At 47.0% G+C, this 16,642-nt stretch carries 14 protein-coding genes and 2 pseudogenes; 11 read left to right on the top strand and 5 right to left on the bottom strand.

Annotated features, from left to right (window positions below):
- Nucleotides 1–132: 132 nt before the first annotated feature.
- Both RLO19_RS13470 and RLO19_RS13465 read right to left on the bottom strand, forming a co-directional pair.
- Nucleotides 133–600 (bottom strand): annotated as a pseudogene (locus RLO19_RS13470) (hypothetical protein); the annotation flags it as partial.
- A gap of 111 nt (nucleotides 601–711) precedes the next feature.
- Nucleotides 712–1,419 carry a diacylglycerol/polyprenol kinase family protein gene (locus tag RLO19_RS13465; RefSeq protein WP_446357107.1) on the bottom strand — a complete coding sequence of 236 codons (708 nt, stop codon included), beginning with the start codon at nucleotides 1,417–1,419 and terminating at the stop codon, nucleotides 712–714.
- A 131-nt stretch (nucleotides 1,420–1,550) separates the two neighbouring features.
- Here RLO19_RS13465 and yidD point away from each other — a divergent pair, with 131 nt between their 5' ends.
- The 8 genes and pseudogenes from yidD to RLO19_RS13425 all read left to right on the top strand — a co-directional run bounded on the left by yidD (nucleotide 1,551) and on the right by RLO19_RS13425 (nucleotide 9,046).
- Nucleotides 1,551–1,799, top strand: coding sequence for a membrane protein insertion efficiency factor YidD (gene yidD / locus RLO19_RS13460; RefSeq protein WP_446357119.1), 249 nt, complete (start codon nucleotides 1,551–1,553; stop codon nucleotides 1,797–1,799).
- 636 nt (nucleotides 1,800–2,435) lie between these two features.
- Entirely contained in the window at nucleotides 2,436–3,173 is a 738-nt protein-coding gene (locus RLO19_RS13455; protein WP_446357117.1) for a M15 family metallopeptidase, read from the top strand.
- A 153-nt stretch (nucleotides 3,174–3,326) separates the two neighbouring features.
- Nucleotides 3,327–3,701: a DUF3110 domain-containing protein gene (locus RLO19_RS13450; protein WP_446336337.1), complete on the top strand. Its 375-nt coding sequence runs from the start codon at nucleotides 3,327–3,329 to the stop codon at nucleotides 3,699–3,701.
- A gap of 347 nt (nucleotides 3,702–4,048) precedes the next feature.
- A pseudogene (locus RLO19_RS13445) lies at nucleotides 4,049–5,179 on the top strand (RRXRR domain-containing protein); the annotation flags it as partial.
- A 91-nt stretch (nucleotides 5,180–5,270) separates the two neighbouring features.
- Nucleotides 5,271–6,194, top strand: a complete 924-nt coding sequence (gene murQ / locus RLO19_RS13440; protein WP_446357105.1) for an N-acetylmuramic acid 6-phosphate etherase — start codon at nucleotides 5,271–5,273, stop codon at nucleotides 6,192–6,194.
- An 82-nt stretch (nucleotides 6,195–6,276) separates the two neighbouring features.
- Nucleotides 6,277–7,815 (top strand): site-2 protease family protein, encoded by a 1,539-nt coding sequence (locus RLO19_RS13435; RefSeq protein ID WP_446357103.1) that lies wholly within the window; start codon nucleotides 6,277–6,279, stop codon nucleotides 7,813–7,815.
- Between the two features lie 165 nt (nucleotides 7,816–7,980).
- Nucleotides 7,981–8,520, top strand: a complete 540-nt coding sequence (locus tag RLO19_RS13430; protein WP_446357101.1) for a Uma2 family endonuclease — start codon at nucleotides 7,981–7,983, stop codon at nucleotides 8,518–8,520.
- A gap of 58 nt (nucleotides 8,521–8,578) precedes the next feature.
- A complete protein-coding gene (locus RLO19_RS13425) occupies nucleotides 8,579–9,046 on the top strand; it encodes a CYTH domain-containing protein (RefSeq protein WP_446357099.1) in 468 nt (155 codons plus the stop codon).
- A gap of 52 nt (nucleotides 9,047–9,098) precedes the next feature.
- Here RLO19_RS13425 and RLO19_RS13420 read toward each other — a convergent pair whose 3' ends face one another.
- Nucleotides 9,099–9,983, bottom strand: a complete 885-nt coding sequence (locus RLO19_RS13420) for an alpha/beta fold hydrolase (protein ID WP_446357097.1) — start codon at nucleotides 9,981–9,983, stop codon at nucleotides 9,099–9,101.
- Between the two features lie 232 nt (nucleotides 9,984–10,215).
- On the opposite strand from RLO19_RS13420, the gene RLO19_RS13415 reads away from it, so the two are divergent.
- Nucleotides 10,216–11,457 (top strand): SUMF1/EgtB/PvdO family nonheme iron enzyme, encoded by a 1,242-nt coding sequence (locus RLO19_RS13415; protein ID WP_446357115.1) that lies wholly within the window; start codon nucleotides 10,216–10,218, stop codon nucleotides 11,455–11,457.
- A 180-nt stretch (nucleotides 11,458–11,637) separates the two neighbouring features.
- Here the strand turns inward: RLO19_RS13415 and RLO19_RS13410 are convergent, their stop codons facing one another.
- A complete protein-coding gene (locus RLO19_RS13410) occupies nucleotides 11,638–11,865 on the bottom strand; it encodes a hypothetical protein (RefSeq protein ID WP_446357095.1) in 228 nt (75 codons plus the stop codon).
- Nucleotides 11,866–12,477: 612 nt separating this feature from the next.
- Between RLO19_RS13410 and RLO19_RS13405 the strand changes: the two genes are divergently transcribed.
- Nucleotides 12,478–12,747, top strand: coding sequence for a GIY-YIG nuclease family protein (locus tag RLO19_RS13405; protein ID WP_446357113.1), 270 nt, complete (start codon nucleotides 12,478–12,480; stop codon nucleotides 12,745–12,747).
- Between the two features lie 241 nt (nucleotides 12,748–12,988).
- On the opposite strand, the gene RLO19_RS13400 is transcribed toward RLO19_RS13405, so the two are convergent.
- Nucleotides 12,989–13,132 (bottom strand): hypothetical protein, encoded by a 144-nt coding sequence (locus RLO19_RS13400; RefSeq protein WP_446357094.1) that lies wholly within the window; start codon nucleotides 13,130–13,132, stop codon nucleotides 12,989–12,991.
- Between the two features lie 62 nt (nucleotides 13,133–13,194).
- Here RLO19_RS13400 and RLO19_RS13395 point away from each other — a divergent pair, with 62 nt between their 5' ends.
- The gene (locus RLO19_RS13395; protein ID WP_446357092.1) at nucleotides 13,195–16,047 is read left to right on the top strand and encodes an NACHT domain-containing protein; all 2,853 of its coding nucleotides are present in this window, start codon (nucleotides 13,195–13,197) and stop codon (nucleotides 16,045–16,047) included.
- Nucleotides 16,048–16,642: the final 595 nt, after the last annotated feature.

The following is a 16,642-nucleotide window of genomic DNA, read 5'->3' as shown; positions in this document are numbered from 1 at the left end:
AACCTAGACGGCTTTTAAACTATGAGCTGGCAAGCACCCATAGATTCCATGACCCCAATAACGTAGCGTTTGCTGAGACTGGCTATCCATCAATGGAATGATCGTGTTGTCCACGGTTGTCCAGTGTTAGGCGGATAGCATCCCTATTCCTGTCCCTAAATAACCCACGGCACACAATCCCAACCATAGAGGACAAAGGCGAATCAACACATTTCCCCAACCCAGGAAGATGCTCAAATCGGTGAGAATGACACCACCAACCATAAGGACTCCCCAAAAATAAAGTAACCAGTTGAGGCGTTCGACTTTTACCCAAAAGTTAGTGAGTACCACCATAGCTGCGGTGCCCATTAGGGTGAGTCCTGACCAAAGTCCGGCTTGGAGTTTCCAGCTAATCGGCAAAAATTGGGCGGTGATGAAAATCAGGGCACAAATTAGACCCCAGAACAGGAATACCTGGTCGATACGGGTATAAAAGGCAGATAGCAGAGTCTTGTGTCCGAGTTGCCAATGCAGGCGTAACAATCCTTGACGGTCTTGGTAGTCGAGTTCGTGCTGTTTGATCCGAATAATTGGCTCTGTGGGATTGAAGAAGTTCATGCTATATCTACGTTTGGCAAGAAAGTGTTGTAAAACGTGATCTGTCTTGAGGATGATTTTTTAACTATATTAACAATATATTACAAAATGTGTAGATTATGATCATCAAACTCAAACTAGAGGAAACAGTTGATGAAGGTAAAACGCCAAAGCCGCACTGGCTACAGGTACGGTAAGATTATCCAAGCCCCACTTCGAGAACATTTCCCAAGCGGTAGCCCCTAACGCGACAGCTATAGGCACTAACCAGGTTTGCCAAACATTACCCTGGACGCCAAATAGAATTAACCAACTGACTCCATAGCTGATCAGAGTCATCGTCACAGAACCTTCCCAGCTTTTTGTCATCCCCCAGATTTGGTACTTATGCTGCCCAAATCGCTGACCAATCAGTCCCGCTAGTCCATCTCCCCAGGTCATGACTAAAATTCCAATGGCAGCATAGTGGAATTGATGGGGCGACCAAAACCAGGCGATGAGGATACCAATACTCACAGCATAGAAGAAAGTGCCAAAACTTCTACGTCCTACACTGTTGATACCGGGCAGAAATGGCACATAATACGACAACAGTGCGATCGCGCTAGCGATGATGGATGCGGCTATACCAACCCAGGCGGGAATTTGTAACCACCAAGCCACTAAAATCACATTGCCTGTACCGATGTGAACCACTTTGCGTGCTAATTCTGAACTCGTCGAAGTGTGACGATGGAGTGTCTCAGCGGATAGCACAATCACACCTAGCCCCAGTGCCACAATACTAATCTGGAGCCATAACGCGGGAATTGATTCAAACAAAGGTAATGAGTCAAGCAAGAGTTAACACGAATAACACAGGAGTGCCTTATCTGAGCGATCCGCCAGAAGACCCTCCCTTGAGCGCGACGGGATGAATGGCGGGTTGTGAAGATTTAGGCAATACATTATCATAGTATCAAGTTGTAATGATGAAAATTTTATTAATTTGGCTAATTCAAGGCTATAGAACCTTTATTTCCCCTATCTTTGGGCCAACCTGTCGATTTCACCCAACCTGTTCAACCTATGCCCTACAAGCCATTGAACGCTTTGGAGTGTGGCGTGGGAGTATCCTCGCACTGCGGCGCATCTTACGCTGTCATCCATTTCATCCAGGGGGTTACGATCCGATTCCGGAAGCGACTTGCAACCATAAGAGCGGAGACGGGAAGCGGTAAGTAGCTGTGCAGATAGAGAAGTAGCAGAGGGAACAGCCGATCTGTAGGGGCGGGTCTTACAGATAACGTTTTGGCACTGTCGGTTAAACTTAACTAAACCCGCCCTGACCTAGTGTGAGAGTTTTGACGCTTCTTGTCGAGAGAGATAAATCCGCTAAATCGCGTATTAAGAATCATAACTATTGCGGAGGAAATTACCTAAGTAGAAATACACAATAGTAGTTAAGCACATACGACTTATTAAGGGCTTACGCCATTGAGTTATCTAAGCAGTATCTCCGTGTCTCAGCGTAAGTCCTTTTTCTTTATCCTTTCTCAAACTTGATTTTAGTTAACCATAGCTGAGCTGATCATACTCTGACAGCCCGCATTTTTTAATAAATTTAACATTTATTTACAAAACTACACGAACTTCTCCGTGATTCTACGGTGATACAAAGGAACTAACTGCCAAATTTCCGGCAATATACTGATTATTTCGCTCTTTGATTTGGATATGTTCTAAAAGGAAACACTGTATTCTTTAGCCCCTGAACGCTTGTTCTGACGGTCAGGGGATTTTTTGTACCTGTCTTGAGTTATTAGTCTGATGGCGGTGCTAGAAAATAAAGGACTAATGACCAAAGACAAATCATGATGAAACCCTATTACCAGATTCTGATTCGAGACTGTGGAGAACCCCTCGTTCCCATACCCTTAGAGCAGTTCGCGGTGGAATCCCCTCATCCTTATGAAAAACTGGGCGCTCCTTATGGGAAGACGTCTCCCTATCATTTGCGCCAGACGGTTTTGGAGGCATTAATTGCAGCTCAAAATGACCTCCAACAGCGATGTCCTGGTTGGCGTATCCTGATTTTTGATGCCTATCGTCCGGTAGCGGTTCAGCAATTTATGGTCAACCATACTTTCGCTGAAGTCGTGCGATCGCAAAACCTAAACCCAGCGACTCTATCGGAAACACAACGCCAGATCATCTGGCAGCAAGTTTATCAGATTTGGGCATTACCGAGTCCTGACCCCTTAACCCCACCGCCTCATAGTACCGGTGCAGCCGTGGATATTACTCTGGTTAATCACAAGGGTGAGACGATTGACATGGGTTCGGAGATTGACGAACTCTCACCCCGATCTCATCCAGATTACTACGCCCAACAGTGGCAACTCCCCTATCATGCCCATCGGCAACTGTTACGGGATATCATGCAAAAGGCAGGATTTCAGCGCCATCCGGGGGAGTGGTGGCACTTCTGCTGCGGCGATCAGATGTGGGCGTGGTTGTGCCATCAACAGAACCCAAACCAGAGATTTATCGCTCGTTATGGTCGAGTGGCTGGTGTTCCTCCCTGCTCTGAAGAGCCAGGGCTTCCCCCATAGGAGAATTGCTTTAAGGACAAGGCAGAAGAGAAGGCTCCAAGGCAGAAGGTTTAAAGGAAGTATTGGGGGCAATAAAAGCAGATTGGGTATTAAACCGATATTCTGGGTAAAGACGATTTTTTTGTCTGTCGATCACTCCCATCTGAACAGGTTATGATTGCACCAAAACAAGTCTATGTTCTCTTATTCAATGCTCGTACAGAAAACGAGGGGATTCACACCCTGCAAATCGGCGATCGCAATGTGGTGTTGATGTTTGAGTCAGAGGACGACGCGATCCGTTTTGGCGGGATGCTAGAAGCCCAGGATTTCCCTAGCTCCTCTGTGGAAGCGCTGGAGGTTGAGGAAATTGAAGAATTCTGCCAAAGTGCCGGTTATGATTGCCAGCTAGTTGAAAGCGGGATGTTGGCATTACCGCCGGAAAAAAATGTGGAAAAAACGGACTGGCAAGCCGATGCTGCGCCAACTCAAGAGCCAGAGATCTCGGATCTGGATCGAATTCGCCGTCAGCTAGAGGGATTGTTGTAAGCGCAATTATAGTGAAGTAATTCAACAACCCTAACCTAGCTATCGCTCTTTGGTTAGGGATTGCCGGACAAACGGACCCTTTAAACCGTTGAATACCGCACAGAGTCTAAACCTGGTACAAACTCTTGGATACTTCCCTAGTCCAAGTTATCTTTAAGGCTTTTTGTCAAGTCGCTAGTAGAGACGTAGCATGCTACGTCTGTACAGGACATCTTGGTTTAGATGCGGGAAGGGACATAGTGGTCAGTGGTCAGTGGTCAGTTATCAGTGGTCAGTAATTGGCTGATAACTGGTAACTGATAACTGGTAACTGATAACTGATAACTTAACTCGTGAGGATTATCTCCATGTTACGAGTACCAGTTCTATCAAAGTCAGGTAAACCCTTGATGCCAACCAAAGCTAGTCGTGCTAGACGTTGGTTAAAATAAGGTAAAGCTAAAGTTGTGCATAACGATTTAGAATGTTTTGCCATTCAGTTAACCTTTGAAACAGGGGAGAACACTCAGCCGATAGCCATAGGAATAGACCCAGGCAAATGCTACTCAGGCGCCGCCGTTCAATCAAAGCTTGCCACCCTCTGGATGGCTCATCTAGTTCTACCGTTCAAAACGGTTAAAGAACGGATGGAATTACGGCGAGTCATACGTCGAGCAAGACGGGGAAGACGAATTAACCGAAAGTTACCCTACTCTGAGCGGTGTCATCGTCAAAAGCGGTTTGAGAATCGTAGACAAGCTAAACTACCTCCCTCGATTCGAGCTAATAAACAGTTAGAGTTGCGGGTGGTTAAAGAGCTGTTTAAGTTGTTCCCTGTTAGCGCCATTCACTATGAGTTAGTCATGGCTGATGTGGACAAAACCAGTGGTCGCAAGTCTGCTCGTTCTGGTGTCGGCTTCTCTCCGGTAATGGTAGGGCAACGACAGATGCTAACTTGGCTATCTAAGTTAGCTCCAGTTAAAACTCATCAGGGATGGCAAAGAGACGGTAACGGAACGACGCAGCTTAGACAGTGGTTGGGATTAGCCAAAGACAAGAAAAACAAAGCTTGCTCTACACCAGTGACACACGCCGTCGATGGAGTGACCTTAGCCACGTTTGAGTTTGTTCAATGGCGGGAATGGCATTCCAGTAAAGCCAAGCATGGTAACTGGGAAGGTGGTGTTCAGATTACACCAGCGTCGTTTGCGGTAGTCCGTAGACCGCCCGTTAGTCGCAGACAATTACATCTTTGTGTTCCATCTAAGGGTGGCAGGCGACGCAAGTATGGCGGTACAGTTACTCGTCATAACTTCAGAAAAGGAGACAAGGTTGTAGCCGAAAAAGCGGGAAAGATTTATATAGGTTGGTGTTCTGGAGACACCAAAACTCAAGTTTCAGTTAGTGACGTTAATTGGAAAAGACTAGGGCAATTTACTGTCAGAAAAGTCCAGTTGTTGCAGCGAAGCACGGGGTTAATCATCGTGCCTTCACCTGGATTGTCAAACCTTATCGCGCCCTTGCGACACGGTTTGACCTCTATTCCTCTCCGGGTTGCTTCGCTGAACCCAGAGTCTCACGAGATAAGCGATGAAAAAGTTGGAGGAGCGGGGTTATCTGCTAACGGAACAGGTGAACCCTCAGAGTCAGAATCTAGACCAACTCACCTCGCTAGAGTTAGTGGATTTGTTTAATCGCGAGGATGAGAAAACAATTCGTGCGATCGCCGCCGTTCGGACTCAACTGGCACAAGCGATTGATCGCACGGCGCAAGCCCTGAAACAAGGGGGGCGTCTGTTTTATGTCGGTGCAGGTACCAGCGGACGCTTAGGGGTATTGGATGCGGCTGAATGTCCTCCCACCTTTTGTACCCCACCCGAACTGGTGCAAGGGATTATCGCGGGTGGTGCAGGGGCGTTAATCCGGAGTTCGGAAAACTTGGAAGATCAACAAGAAGATGGCAGCGAAGCGATCGCGCATCGTCAGGTGACGGAACTCGATGTCGTAGTTGGCATTACCGCAGGTGGGACAACACCCTATGTGCGCGGGGCGCTGCAAGCCTCACGACAGCGAGGCGCCACGACAATTTTGCTCGCCTGTGTCCCCGCCGAACAAGTTAGTTATGAGGTGGATTTAGATATTCGCTTACTTGTCGGGCCAGAAATCCTCGCCGGTTCAACGCGCTTAAAAGCCGGAACTGTGACCAAAATGGTATTGAATATCCTGTCTACGGGTGTGATGGTGCAACTGGGCAAAGTCTACGGCAATCGCATGGTCGATGTCGCGGTCACCAATAAAAAACTCCATGACCGTGCTTTAAGAATTCTACAAGACCTGACTGACCTTAGCCGAGACGAAGCCGGGTTTTTACTCGAGAGCAGTGGGCGGCGGGTTAAACTGGCACTACTGATGCACTGGACAGGAGAGGATGCCACAGTCTGCGATCGCCTGTTGAGTCAACAGCAAGGCAATCTTAGACAAGCATTACTCACGTATCAGAACAGTGGTGAGTGATTCATCAAGGGCGACTTCCCGCAGCTTCCCGACTCAGTTACAGTAGAACTATTGCCTCTAGCTGCTACAAGTTTCATTAAACATGTTCAACGGATCAGAGACGACTGCAACAGTTTTACTTCTCCTTGTCGCACTTGGTGTCATCGGTTGGGGATTTAAGCGTGCCCTATCTTACGGCAAACTTGGCATCCTCGCCTGGTTGCAGTCCCTGGTGTTGACGGTTCCTTGGCTGATATTTTTTGTCCTATTGGCTGCCGGAATTTATCTGAATATTGTTGGTATCTTATTTTTATTGGTGGTTTCAACCGGGATCTATATTTTCCTAGGCAAACGTTTGCGCGAGGAAGGTGAAGATGCCATCTTGCACAAGCGTGCCAACCAGTTACTCCATGAGAAATCAGATACCAGCGACAGCCAAAATTTGCCGTCGCCAGGAGACAGTGCCGCAAAAACCTCTCCATCACCCGACAGTAGTGGTCCGGCAGGGACTGATGTTACACCCATTTCGCCAGAAGATCTCAAAACTATCCAGGGAATTTTTGGTATCGATACATTCTTTGCCACAGAAACCATTCCCTACCAGGAAGGGGTGATCTTTAAGGGGAATCTGCGCGGCGGTGAGCCAGAGGCGGTGCATTCCCGTTTATCTGCCAGTTTAGAACAACGGTTGGACGATCGCTACCGACTCTTTTTAGTCGAAGATCCTGAAGGGAAGCCGGTGGTGATTGTTTTACCCAGTAGCAACGATCCCCAACCGCTAACGATTCCACAGAAAATTTTGGCAGGGGTGTTGCTGGTGTCTACCCTCGCCACTAGCTTAGAAGCTGCCGGATTTTTGCTCAATTTTGATTTGTTTACCACGCCTGAACGGTTTAAGGAAACCTTACCTCTGGGTTTGGGGATTTGCATAGTTTTGGCAGTTCATGAACTCGGTCATTGGTGGGCAGCACGGCGTCATCAGGTTCGCCTAAGTTTCCCCTTTTTTATTCCCAGTTTACAAATCGGTTCCTTTGGGGCGATTACCCGCTTTGAATCCTTGGTGCCTAACCGTAAAGCTTTGTTTGACATTTCTTTAGCTGGACCTGGGGCGGGTGGTATTGCGTCGGTGTTACTGCTGCTGCTGGGCTTGGTTTTGTCTCATCAAGGCAGTACCTTTCAGGTTCCGGCTCAATTTTTCCAAGGTTCGGTTTTAGTTGGTGGGTTAGCCCGGATCATTTTGGGTTCGTCTATGCAAGCACCGATTGTTGATGTTCACCCCTTAACGATTACGGGTTGGTTGGGGTTAGTGATTAGCGCGTTGAATTTAATGCCCGCCGGACAGTTAGATGGGGGGCGGGTTGTTCAAGCTATCTACGGACGCAAAACGGCTCGCGGCACGACGATTGCTACGTTGATCATCTTGGGAATTGTGGCGCTAGCGAATCCAGCTAATCCATTGATTTTGTATTGGGCAATTATCATTTTGTTTTTGCAACGTTCTTTGGAGCGTCCTAGTCTCAATGAAATTACGGAACCCGATGATACGAGAGCAATTTTAGGTTTGGTGGCGCTGTTTTTAATGGTGGCAACATTGATTCCCTTCACGCCCGCGTTGGCGGTGCGTTTGGGTATTGGTAGTTAAGAGGTGCACAGGGGCACAGGTGCTCCGGGAGCAGGAGAAGCCAATCTGTAGGGGCGGGTTTTACCCATAACGTTTCGGCACAAACAGATAACTTAACTAAACCCGCCCTTGTTGGGATGCAGGGGGAGAAAAAATTAAATTAGAGTTGATCCGAACCGCATTGCTATGAGTCCACTCATAACTACCCCACTCGCTGAGTTTCTGTCTCAACCCAATATTGAGTCTTCTCCGGCATGGGAGTTGATTAATGGGTGTGCTATTCAAAAGCCAATGCCGACTCTGTTTCACTCGCGTCTACAACGTAATCTGGTTAATTATATTAACCGTCATACCGATGAGTTTGAAGCGGTGCAAGAATTACGCTGTTTAGTGCCTCCCTACTCACCTGTACCGGATATTTCCATTATTGCGATCGCGCGTCTTCCTGAGGAGGATGGACCATTCGATGGTACACCAGACTGGCTGATTGAAATTCGCTCCCCTGACCAAAGTACCCTAGACTTACAGAAGAAGATTCTCCATTGTCTGAGCAACGGTACACAATTAGCCTGGTTAATTGACCCCACCCGTCAACAGGTTTGGGTTTGGCAGGGGGATGACCTGCCGATGGTATGCTCAGGATCGGACAGGTTGCCCACTTTGGGTAATTTGCCTGAACTTACTGTCAATGCTGTAATGGCAATGACTCGGCGACAGGAATTGTAGACAGCTTGGTAAATTTTTGGGTACTTCATACTAGTTTTAGTTTACTTTAATTGCAGCCATGGCAATCGAAATTGAACGAAAATTTTTAGTTAAAGGCGATCAATGGCGCACCCTTGGTCAAGGAATGCTCTATCGTCAAGGTTATATTGCTACCCAAAACCTGACGACGGTTCGCGTGCGTTTAGTCGGAGATCAGGGCTATCTGACGATTAAAGGGAAAACTGAGAGTTTTTCTAGAGCCGAGTATGAGTATCCTATCCCCGGATCAGATGCTCAAGAGATGCTAGAGACATTGTGCGATCGCCCCTTGATTGAAAAAACGCGCTATAGGATAGAGTTTAAGGGTTTGGTCTGGGAAGTGGATGAGTTTATCGGTGAAAATGAAGGATTGATTTTTGCCGAAGTAGAACTGAGTGATGAAAATCAAGAGTTAGATTTACCCGATTGGATTGGTCAAGAAGTGACGGGAGATGCTAAATATTATAATGCTAATTTGGTTCGGCATCCATTTAAACAATGGTTATAACATTGTAGAGACGTTGCATGCAACGTCTCTACAATATTCCCGGTTCCCTTCCCTAACTAAACTGCTGTATGTATTCTGCCGTTATTTCCGGCTTTTCTAGGTGCGGCACATGACCACAGTCATCAATCCAGATTAGTTGAGAATTAGGAATAACTGCTTCAAACTTGTGGGCATACTTGGTTCCCAAAATCCGGTCATCTTTTCCACATAAAATCAACGTCGGCTGCTGAATTTGGCTAAGGTTTTGACCAAAAGGTGGATATCCCCCACTTTTGGTAAATGAAATTAATGCCCGCTGCCATCCCGGCATTTCTAGATGCAGCGCCGCACACAGTAAGGCATCGACAGAAGCAAATGTCGGATCAAAATAGGCGTTTTTACTAATAGTTTCTCGCACCTTGGGACGCCGCAGAAACTCAACCGCCCAATTATCAAAGGGTGGAAACAGGAACTTGCCAATGGGTGGGGGACTGGTGAAACCTGCACTATCGAGCAATACCAGCTTTTTCAATGCTTGGGGATAGGTGAGGGTGAAATCAATCGCCGCCGCCCCTCCCATTGACGCCCCAACCAGAATGACGGGGACTTGGATTAGGGTTTTCCAGAAATAATAGAGATGAGTGGTAATGGCGCTGGCGCTAAACTTAATCCCAGATACCCGATCGGTAAAGCCAAATCCTAATAAATCTACCGCCCATGTTTCCTGGTGTTCCGCTAAGAGGGGAAACAGGCGGCGAAATTCTAAGAGGGAACTATCAAAGCCATGTAGTAACAGGATGGGTGTTTCCCCCTGTCCCTGCTGGATGTATGTTGTGGCAATGGGTTGGGGGGTAAGGGGTGTGAGAAGATCGTGGCGTGCGATCGCACGGGCGAGGGCAATTGATGTAGATTCAGTAAGCTGCTGGGTTTTGGCGGGAAGGAAATTGTCATTTGTCATTTGTCATTTGTTCTTTGTCATCCATCTTGTACGGCTGGATACCTCGTCTATGTTTAGCATAGGCGCGGTAGTTGACTTGCTCTATGTCGTTGCGTTTACATACTATCTTGCTTGTGAACCCGATTCGCCAGAAACTGGAGGAAAAGTTGTGCCAAAACTAGTCGAGTTGGAGTGGGAGACTATTGTGAAGTTTACATCAATTCATGTTTGCAGAAAAAGCATCCGTCAAACGATGGAAAAATGCCGCATGGGTACTTTAGTTCTCGTTGAAGGCATTGATGAGACCAGATTTTACCGACAAGCTCATCCGGAATTTAGTCCCGTGGGTTGGCATTTGGGTCACATTGCTTTTACGGAAGCCTCTTGGATTCTAGAACGCTATGCTGGCAACAAACCCCTGTTTCCAGAGTATCATCGGCTCTTTGCGGCGGATGGTTTACCCAAGTGCGATCGCCAAAATTTACCCTCCTTGGCAGAAATTCGACACTATCTGGATATTGTGAGGACTCAAGTCTTTGACTATCTAGAAATTGCGCCCCTGGATCACCAAGAACGTTTATGGCGGTGGTTACTTCAACATGAGAGTCAACATGCTGAAACTATTGCCTTTGTCTTGCAATTACACCGCTTATCTGCTAATGATAATACCCTTTACCAAACTGGGCGCACGCCTGGGTCATTAGTCCTGAATAATCCCTTTGAGCCTAAAGGAGATAAGACCCCAGATAAAGGACAGATGATAGAAGTTCCGGCGGGTGAGTTTGAAATGGGAAGTGATGGGATTGATGCGATGGATAATGAAAGTCCGTGCGATCGCGTCTTTTTAAACACCTACTGGATTGATCGCTACCCGGTTACCTGTCAACAGTATCGCGCCTTTATTGAAGCGGGGGGATATCAAAATCATAATTGGTGGTCTGTGGAAGGATGGAAGTGGTTGCAGGATAATCCTGTCGCCTATCCCCTCTATTGGTCTGATGAACCTTTTTGGGATAATCATCCGGTCTATGGTGTGAGTTGGTATGAAGCCGAGGCTTATGCTAATTTTGTCGGCAAGCGATTACCCAGTGAAGCTGAATGGGAAAAAGCGGCGAGTTGGGATTCACAAAATGGTTGTCGGAGCATTTATCCCTGGGGTGATACGGAACCCACATCTTATGCTTGTAACTACGATAATACGGTAGGACACACCACTCCCGTCAACGCCTATCCCCAAGGGCAAAGTGCATCAGGTTGCTATGACATGCTGGGGAATGTTTGGGAATGGACAGCGAGTTGGTTTGATGGATACAAAGGATTTGTTAGTTATCCCTATCGCGGCTATTCTCAAGCCTATTTTGATGGCAAACATCGGGTTTTGCGCGGCGGTAGCTGGACAACTCGTCCGTGGGCGATGCGGTGTAGTTTCCGTAATTGGTATTATCCCAGTGTGCGTCAAATTTTGGCTGGGTTTCGCTGTGCGACGGATGGATAATTAGTGCAGGGAGATGGGGTGAGGGGGAGACTCAAAAGCGACAGATGATCAGGGCGGGTTTTGAATTGACGTTATCATCAATAGCGAAACGTAATTCTCTAAACCCGCCCCTACAGACGCGATGCACGAAACGTCTTTAACCGTAAAATCTATTTTTTCTATTTCTAAACCTTTGCCCTGTTAACGACTTCTACTATTAATCACAGCCGCGAAAAGCAGATAAAGTACACCAAAGGTAATGGCAACTTCTTCAGCCCATTTCGAGCCATAGATTCTATACCAATTATCGAAACTTCTTAAAATACGAAGGATTACCTCTATACCCCAATCCAGAAGTTGAAAACTAATATAAATTAATGCCGCCACTCCTAATGCTTGTATAAAAGTATTTCTGAATAAATCATTCATGGCATTTTTTTAAGATTTAGGTGATTTTATTATAACTAGGATAATATAGCACTGGCAATCCATTTAAGTTGAATCACCATCGGTAGGGAACATGTCATGTCCTTCTATCACTGGAGTCTATGGATTTATGCGATCGTCTCACTCTATTTTGTATCTTTTGATACGGTTTTTTTATCGATTTAGAAGAGGCGGGTTAAACTCGATAGAGAAAGCCTAAACGCTTGGGGAGCAGGCTCCCTCTGGGGTTATCTAACTTAGACTCGACGCTTAGTAGTTTTCTACGGGCTTTTGGTTTAAGGATTGCCGCAAGGATAGATAATTGTAAGGTGTGTCTAAGAACCAAGAATCCTCGCACTTTTAAGGCGAGGAGCGTCAATTAACTTTTATCCGATGGAGGTGCTACATAGGCGAGAGATTCTTCATTCCGCTTCGCTCCATTCAGAATGACACTAATATAGTGATATAACAATGTCATGCTGAGCGAAGCGAAGCATCTATGGAGTCCGGAGCGAAGCATCTCATTACTCAGCTGAAGAAACCAAGGTTTCATATTCCGAAAAATGCTCCAATTATGCTAATCCAACCAAGAAAGTGAATACGTATTATGTCTACATGATGACGAATCGTTCAAAAACGCTTTACACTGGCGTGACAAATGATTTATATCGTCGCGTATACGAACATAAACAAAAGCTGATTCCTGGATTTACTCAAAAATATAATATTAATCGACTCGTTTATTATGAGGAAACTTCAGATGTTAGGGAAGCTATTGCCCGTGAAAAACAGATTAAAGGGTGGTTGCGTGCTAAAAAGATTGCTTTGATTGAATCGGCAAATCCTCAATGGCGTGATTTGAGTGCGGATTGGTTTGAGACGTAGTGCTATGTGTTTGCGACATATTGGCACATAGTCTTCGTTGCGCGATCGCTCCCCTAAAAATAACACAATTTGGCTTAAAATATGTTATGCTTTTCTATTCACTGCCTTTGCAGGTAGACTAGGCTTGGTGAAGTATCTGTGGCAAGCGGCACGTTTGTAGAGATTCTTCATTCCGCTTCGCTCCATTCAGAATGACACAATTGGGTTCAGGGATGAAAACCTAGAATCATAACGGATATAATTATAAGATCATAGTATAGCGATCCGCTTTAAGTCGTGAGTTAAGACCATCCAGAATAAACGCGATCGCAACTCCGACACCGTACATAGCCCTGACTTCACCCAAGTTCGTTCGCTCGTAGTAGGCACGAAGCGTGCCATCCATAAGCCAGCGCTATAACTTTTGCTGCTTGATACAAAACCGCTTTAATCAACAGGGGTACGAATATGATAAGTTCTCAAGATACCCACACCGAAGATCCTCGCCCACTGAACCATGATCCACATATTGAGTCGGTTTGCCGATTCCTCGAGGATATCGAATCCCATTTTAAATATAAAACCCTTTTACACACCCAACACCCGATTCCCCGTAAATCCCTCTATATCCCCATTCAAGTTACCCGCGAACGCAATTATCGCCATGAGGTGGAAACTTTCTGGGGATACGCGGAATCAGAGGCTGAACTTAAACGCGCTTATGCCATAAAAAGTCGCGACGTGGAAGCCAAACGTTATCGCGTTCCCTGGGAACAGGCAAAGAAAAACTATCAGCGCCTGATGGTTTTGGCTGATCCAGGAATGGGTAAAAGTGCGCTACTGCGACGGGAAGCCGCATTGACAGCAGCAGGTGAACGGCAAAAATTGGTGGATGCCAAAATTACCGTTGAGGATGTGGTTTTTCCCCTATTTATCCGCTTAGTGGATTTGGATGAAACCGCTGATGATATCACCGTGGCGATCGCATCCCTGGTTCAACGCGATTATCCCACAACCTGGGTAGATATTCAACCCTGGTTAGAGGCGAAATTGCGTCAGGGGAAATGTCTGTTGTTGTTCAATGCCTTAGATGAAGTTCCCAAACGCGATCGCAATGCTTTAGCCGCTAAACTCAACCAATTCCTGGAAACCCATCCCTGTCCGATTATTTGTACCTCGCGGATAGTCGGTTATGGCGGCGCGTTTATTAATGGGGCAAAGGAAGTCGAAATTATTCCCTTGAGTCAACCCCAGATTGAACGGTTTATTCATACCTGGTTTAAACATGGCACAGATTCAGAAAAGGACGGGATTTCTGCGGCTAGCTTAATTGAACAACTGCGACAAAATCCCCAACTGCGTGGCTTGGCACAAAATCCCCGATTACTATATTTACTGTGCAGCTTATATTATGAGCAAGTCCTGACATTACCCGCCCGTCGTGGTCAAATTTATCACAAAACCGTCGAGTATCTCCTGAGTCAATGGACGCACCATCGGGCGCAAGAGAGTGGGATGAAAATCCGCTTATTGGAAGACTTGGCTTATCAGTTGACCTGTAAAGGGCAAGATGTGTTTGATTCCCAGGAATTGAAACAGGAAATCGCCAACGCCCTCGCCCAGGATCAGGGGTTAGAGCCCTTAAGCCAACAAACCCCCGCCCAACTTCTGGTACAATTATCTGGAGAACAGGGAATTATACACCGATTGACCCAAGAAGGCGATCGTTATGTGTTTATTCACCGGATTACTCAGGATTATTTAACCGCCTGTTATTTACGACGGCAGATTCAAGAGAATCCCAGTCAGGGTATGGCGTTGGTGAAAGCCCATTTGTGGGAGTATGATTGGCATCAAAGCATTAGTCTCCTGGCGGGATTGATGGATGATCCAATTCCCTTACTCTCCTGCATTGTTCAGGAAAAAGATGATATCTTCTCCACCCTATTACTGTTAACTGGACGTGCGATCGCCGAATGTGATCAATTGTCTCATCCCTTAATCACCGAAGTGATTGACCACATTTATGAACTGTGGCACCATTATCCCTTCCTTGGCTTCATTGCTTCCACCGTTGTCGCCTTGGGGCAAACCAATTCCCAGATGGCACAAAAGTTACAGCAGGAATTGGATGAGAAACACTATTATACCCGCAAGGATTTCGTCGCCGCGTTAATTGCCGCCTTGGGTCAAATTGGCAGTCCCCCAGCCGTCGCCACGTTAATTAAAGCCCTGAATAACGGACCTTGGTATGTGCGTGGGGAAGCCGCTACCGCCTTGGGTTATATTGGCGATGCCGAAACCGTGAAAGCTTTAATCCCCGCCCTGCGGGATGAGGATACCGTGGTTCGCGGGGAAGCAGCGGCGGCGATGGGGCGGATTGGTACATCGGCGGCGATACAGGCGTTAATTGTTGCCCTCCATGATCAGGATAGTTATGTGCGGGGGGAAGCGGCGATGGCATTGGCGCAGATTGGCACACCAGAAGCCTTGCAGGAATTGGTTAAGGTGCTCAATCACCCGGATAGCTTTGTCCGTTGGCAAGCCAGTGGCGCGATTCATCTGGAAAATCCTACAGTAGTGCAGGCGTTAATCCAGGCTTTGAATCATCCCCAGAATCAGATTCGCCAAGAAGCGGCGATGGTATTGGGGAAAATTGCGACAAGGGAAACAATGGATGCGTTAATTCCAGCGCTGCAAGATGCTGATCCGGTGGTACGGGAAGAAGCGGCTGAGGCTTTGGCGCGATCGGGAAATCCCCAGACGTTGGAGGTGTTAATTCCGGCGTTAGAAGATACTGATCCGGTGGTGCGCCAGGAAGCAGCGGCGGCGTTAGGGCGGATGGGGACAACTCCCGCCATGACGGCGTTAATCCCAGTGTTGGAAGATCAGGATAAACGGGTGCGAAAACAGGGGATTGAGTCATTGGGCAGAATTGGAACTCCAACGGCGCTACAGGCGTTAATTCCTTTATTAAAGGATAGCGATGGCGATATCCGAGGCGCAACGGCGACAGCCTTGGGACGTATTGGTACTGCACCCGCGTTGCAGGCATTAATGCCCTTGCTCAAGGATCATGATTGGTTTGTCCGGGAGCAAGGGGCAATGGCATTAAGTCGGATTGGTACACCGCAGACATTGGAGGCGTTATTGCAATTCCCGATCGCGGAGATTGAACGCCCGGAAATCTTGACCTTGATTCGCACATTGGCGGTGCGGTTTAGTCGAGAGAAGTCCCCATTGGTGCCGGTGTATCCGGAGTTAGTGGGAGCTATGGGGGGATTCCATCGGTTAGGGCGGAAATTGAGTGGGACGCGATAAAACCCATTGGTCATTGGTCATTCGTAGGGACGGTAGACCCCGTAGGGGCGGTAGGGGCTCTCGCATTCGCGCCCAGATGGATTGGTTGTACGATTAAATGTTCATCGCGAATGCGAGAGCCCATGCTATTAGCGTCGTGCTGAATCCGGGTAATGATTTATATACGGTGCTGAGGATTTTCAAGCAGTTGGCTCAATTTTAAGTGGGGTTGTTGGGGTCATGAACCTGCGATCGCACTTCCTCTCACAGGTGGATCATTGTATCCCGATTCCACCTGTTGTCTGTTTTGAAGCAGACAGTAGATGCATAAACTGGCTTTTTTGTCAAATATACCCCGGAATGCGTCTAGAAAATTAGGTTATGCAATATAGTTGTAGTATTTAAGCTTTTCTGACGCGAGGGAGAAATAAATAACGCCGGATCGGGGAAAAGTAAGGTGCGATCGCTCTCCTCCAATCATCATTCCAATAATCATTCAATTGTAGGGGCGGGTTTAGGGATTTAATGAATGGGGATAGTGATAAGTGACCAACGAAACCCGCCCTGATTCAAACCTCAGATGAACGAGGAACAAAGTCACTATACGGTTTTCCCT

This window comes from Coleofasciculus sp. G2-EDA-02, assembly GCF_040226375.1.
Classification (GTDB): Bacteria; Cyanobacteriota; Cyanobacteriia; order Cyanobacteriales; family Coleofasciculaceae; genus Coleofasciculus.
The sequence above is the reverse complement of the archived record's forward strand: the minus strand, read 5'-3'. Positions and strand labels throughout refer to the sequence as shown.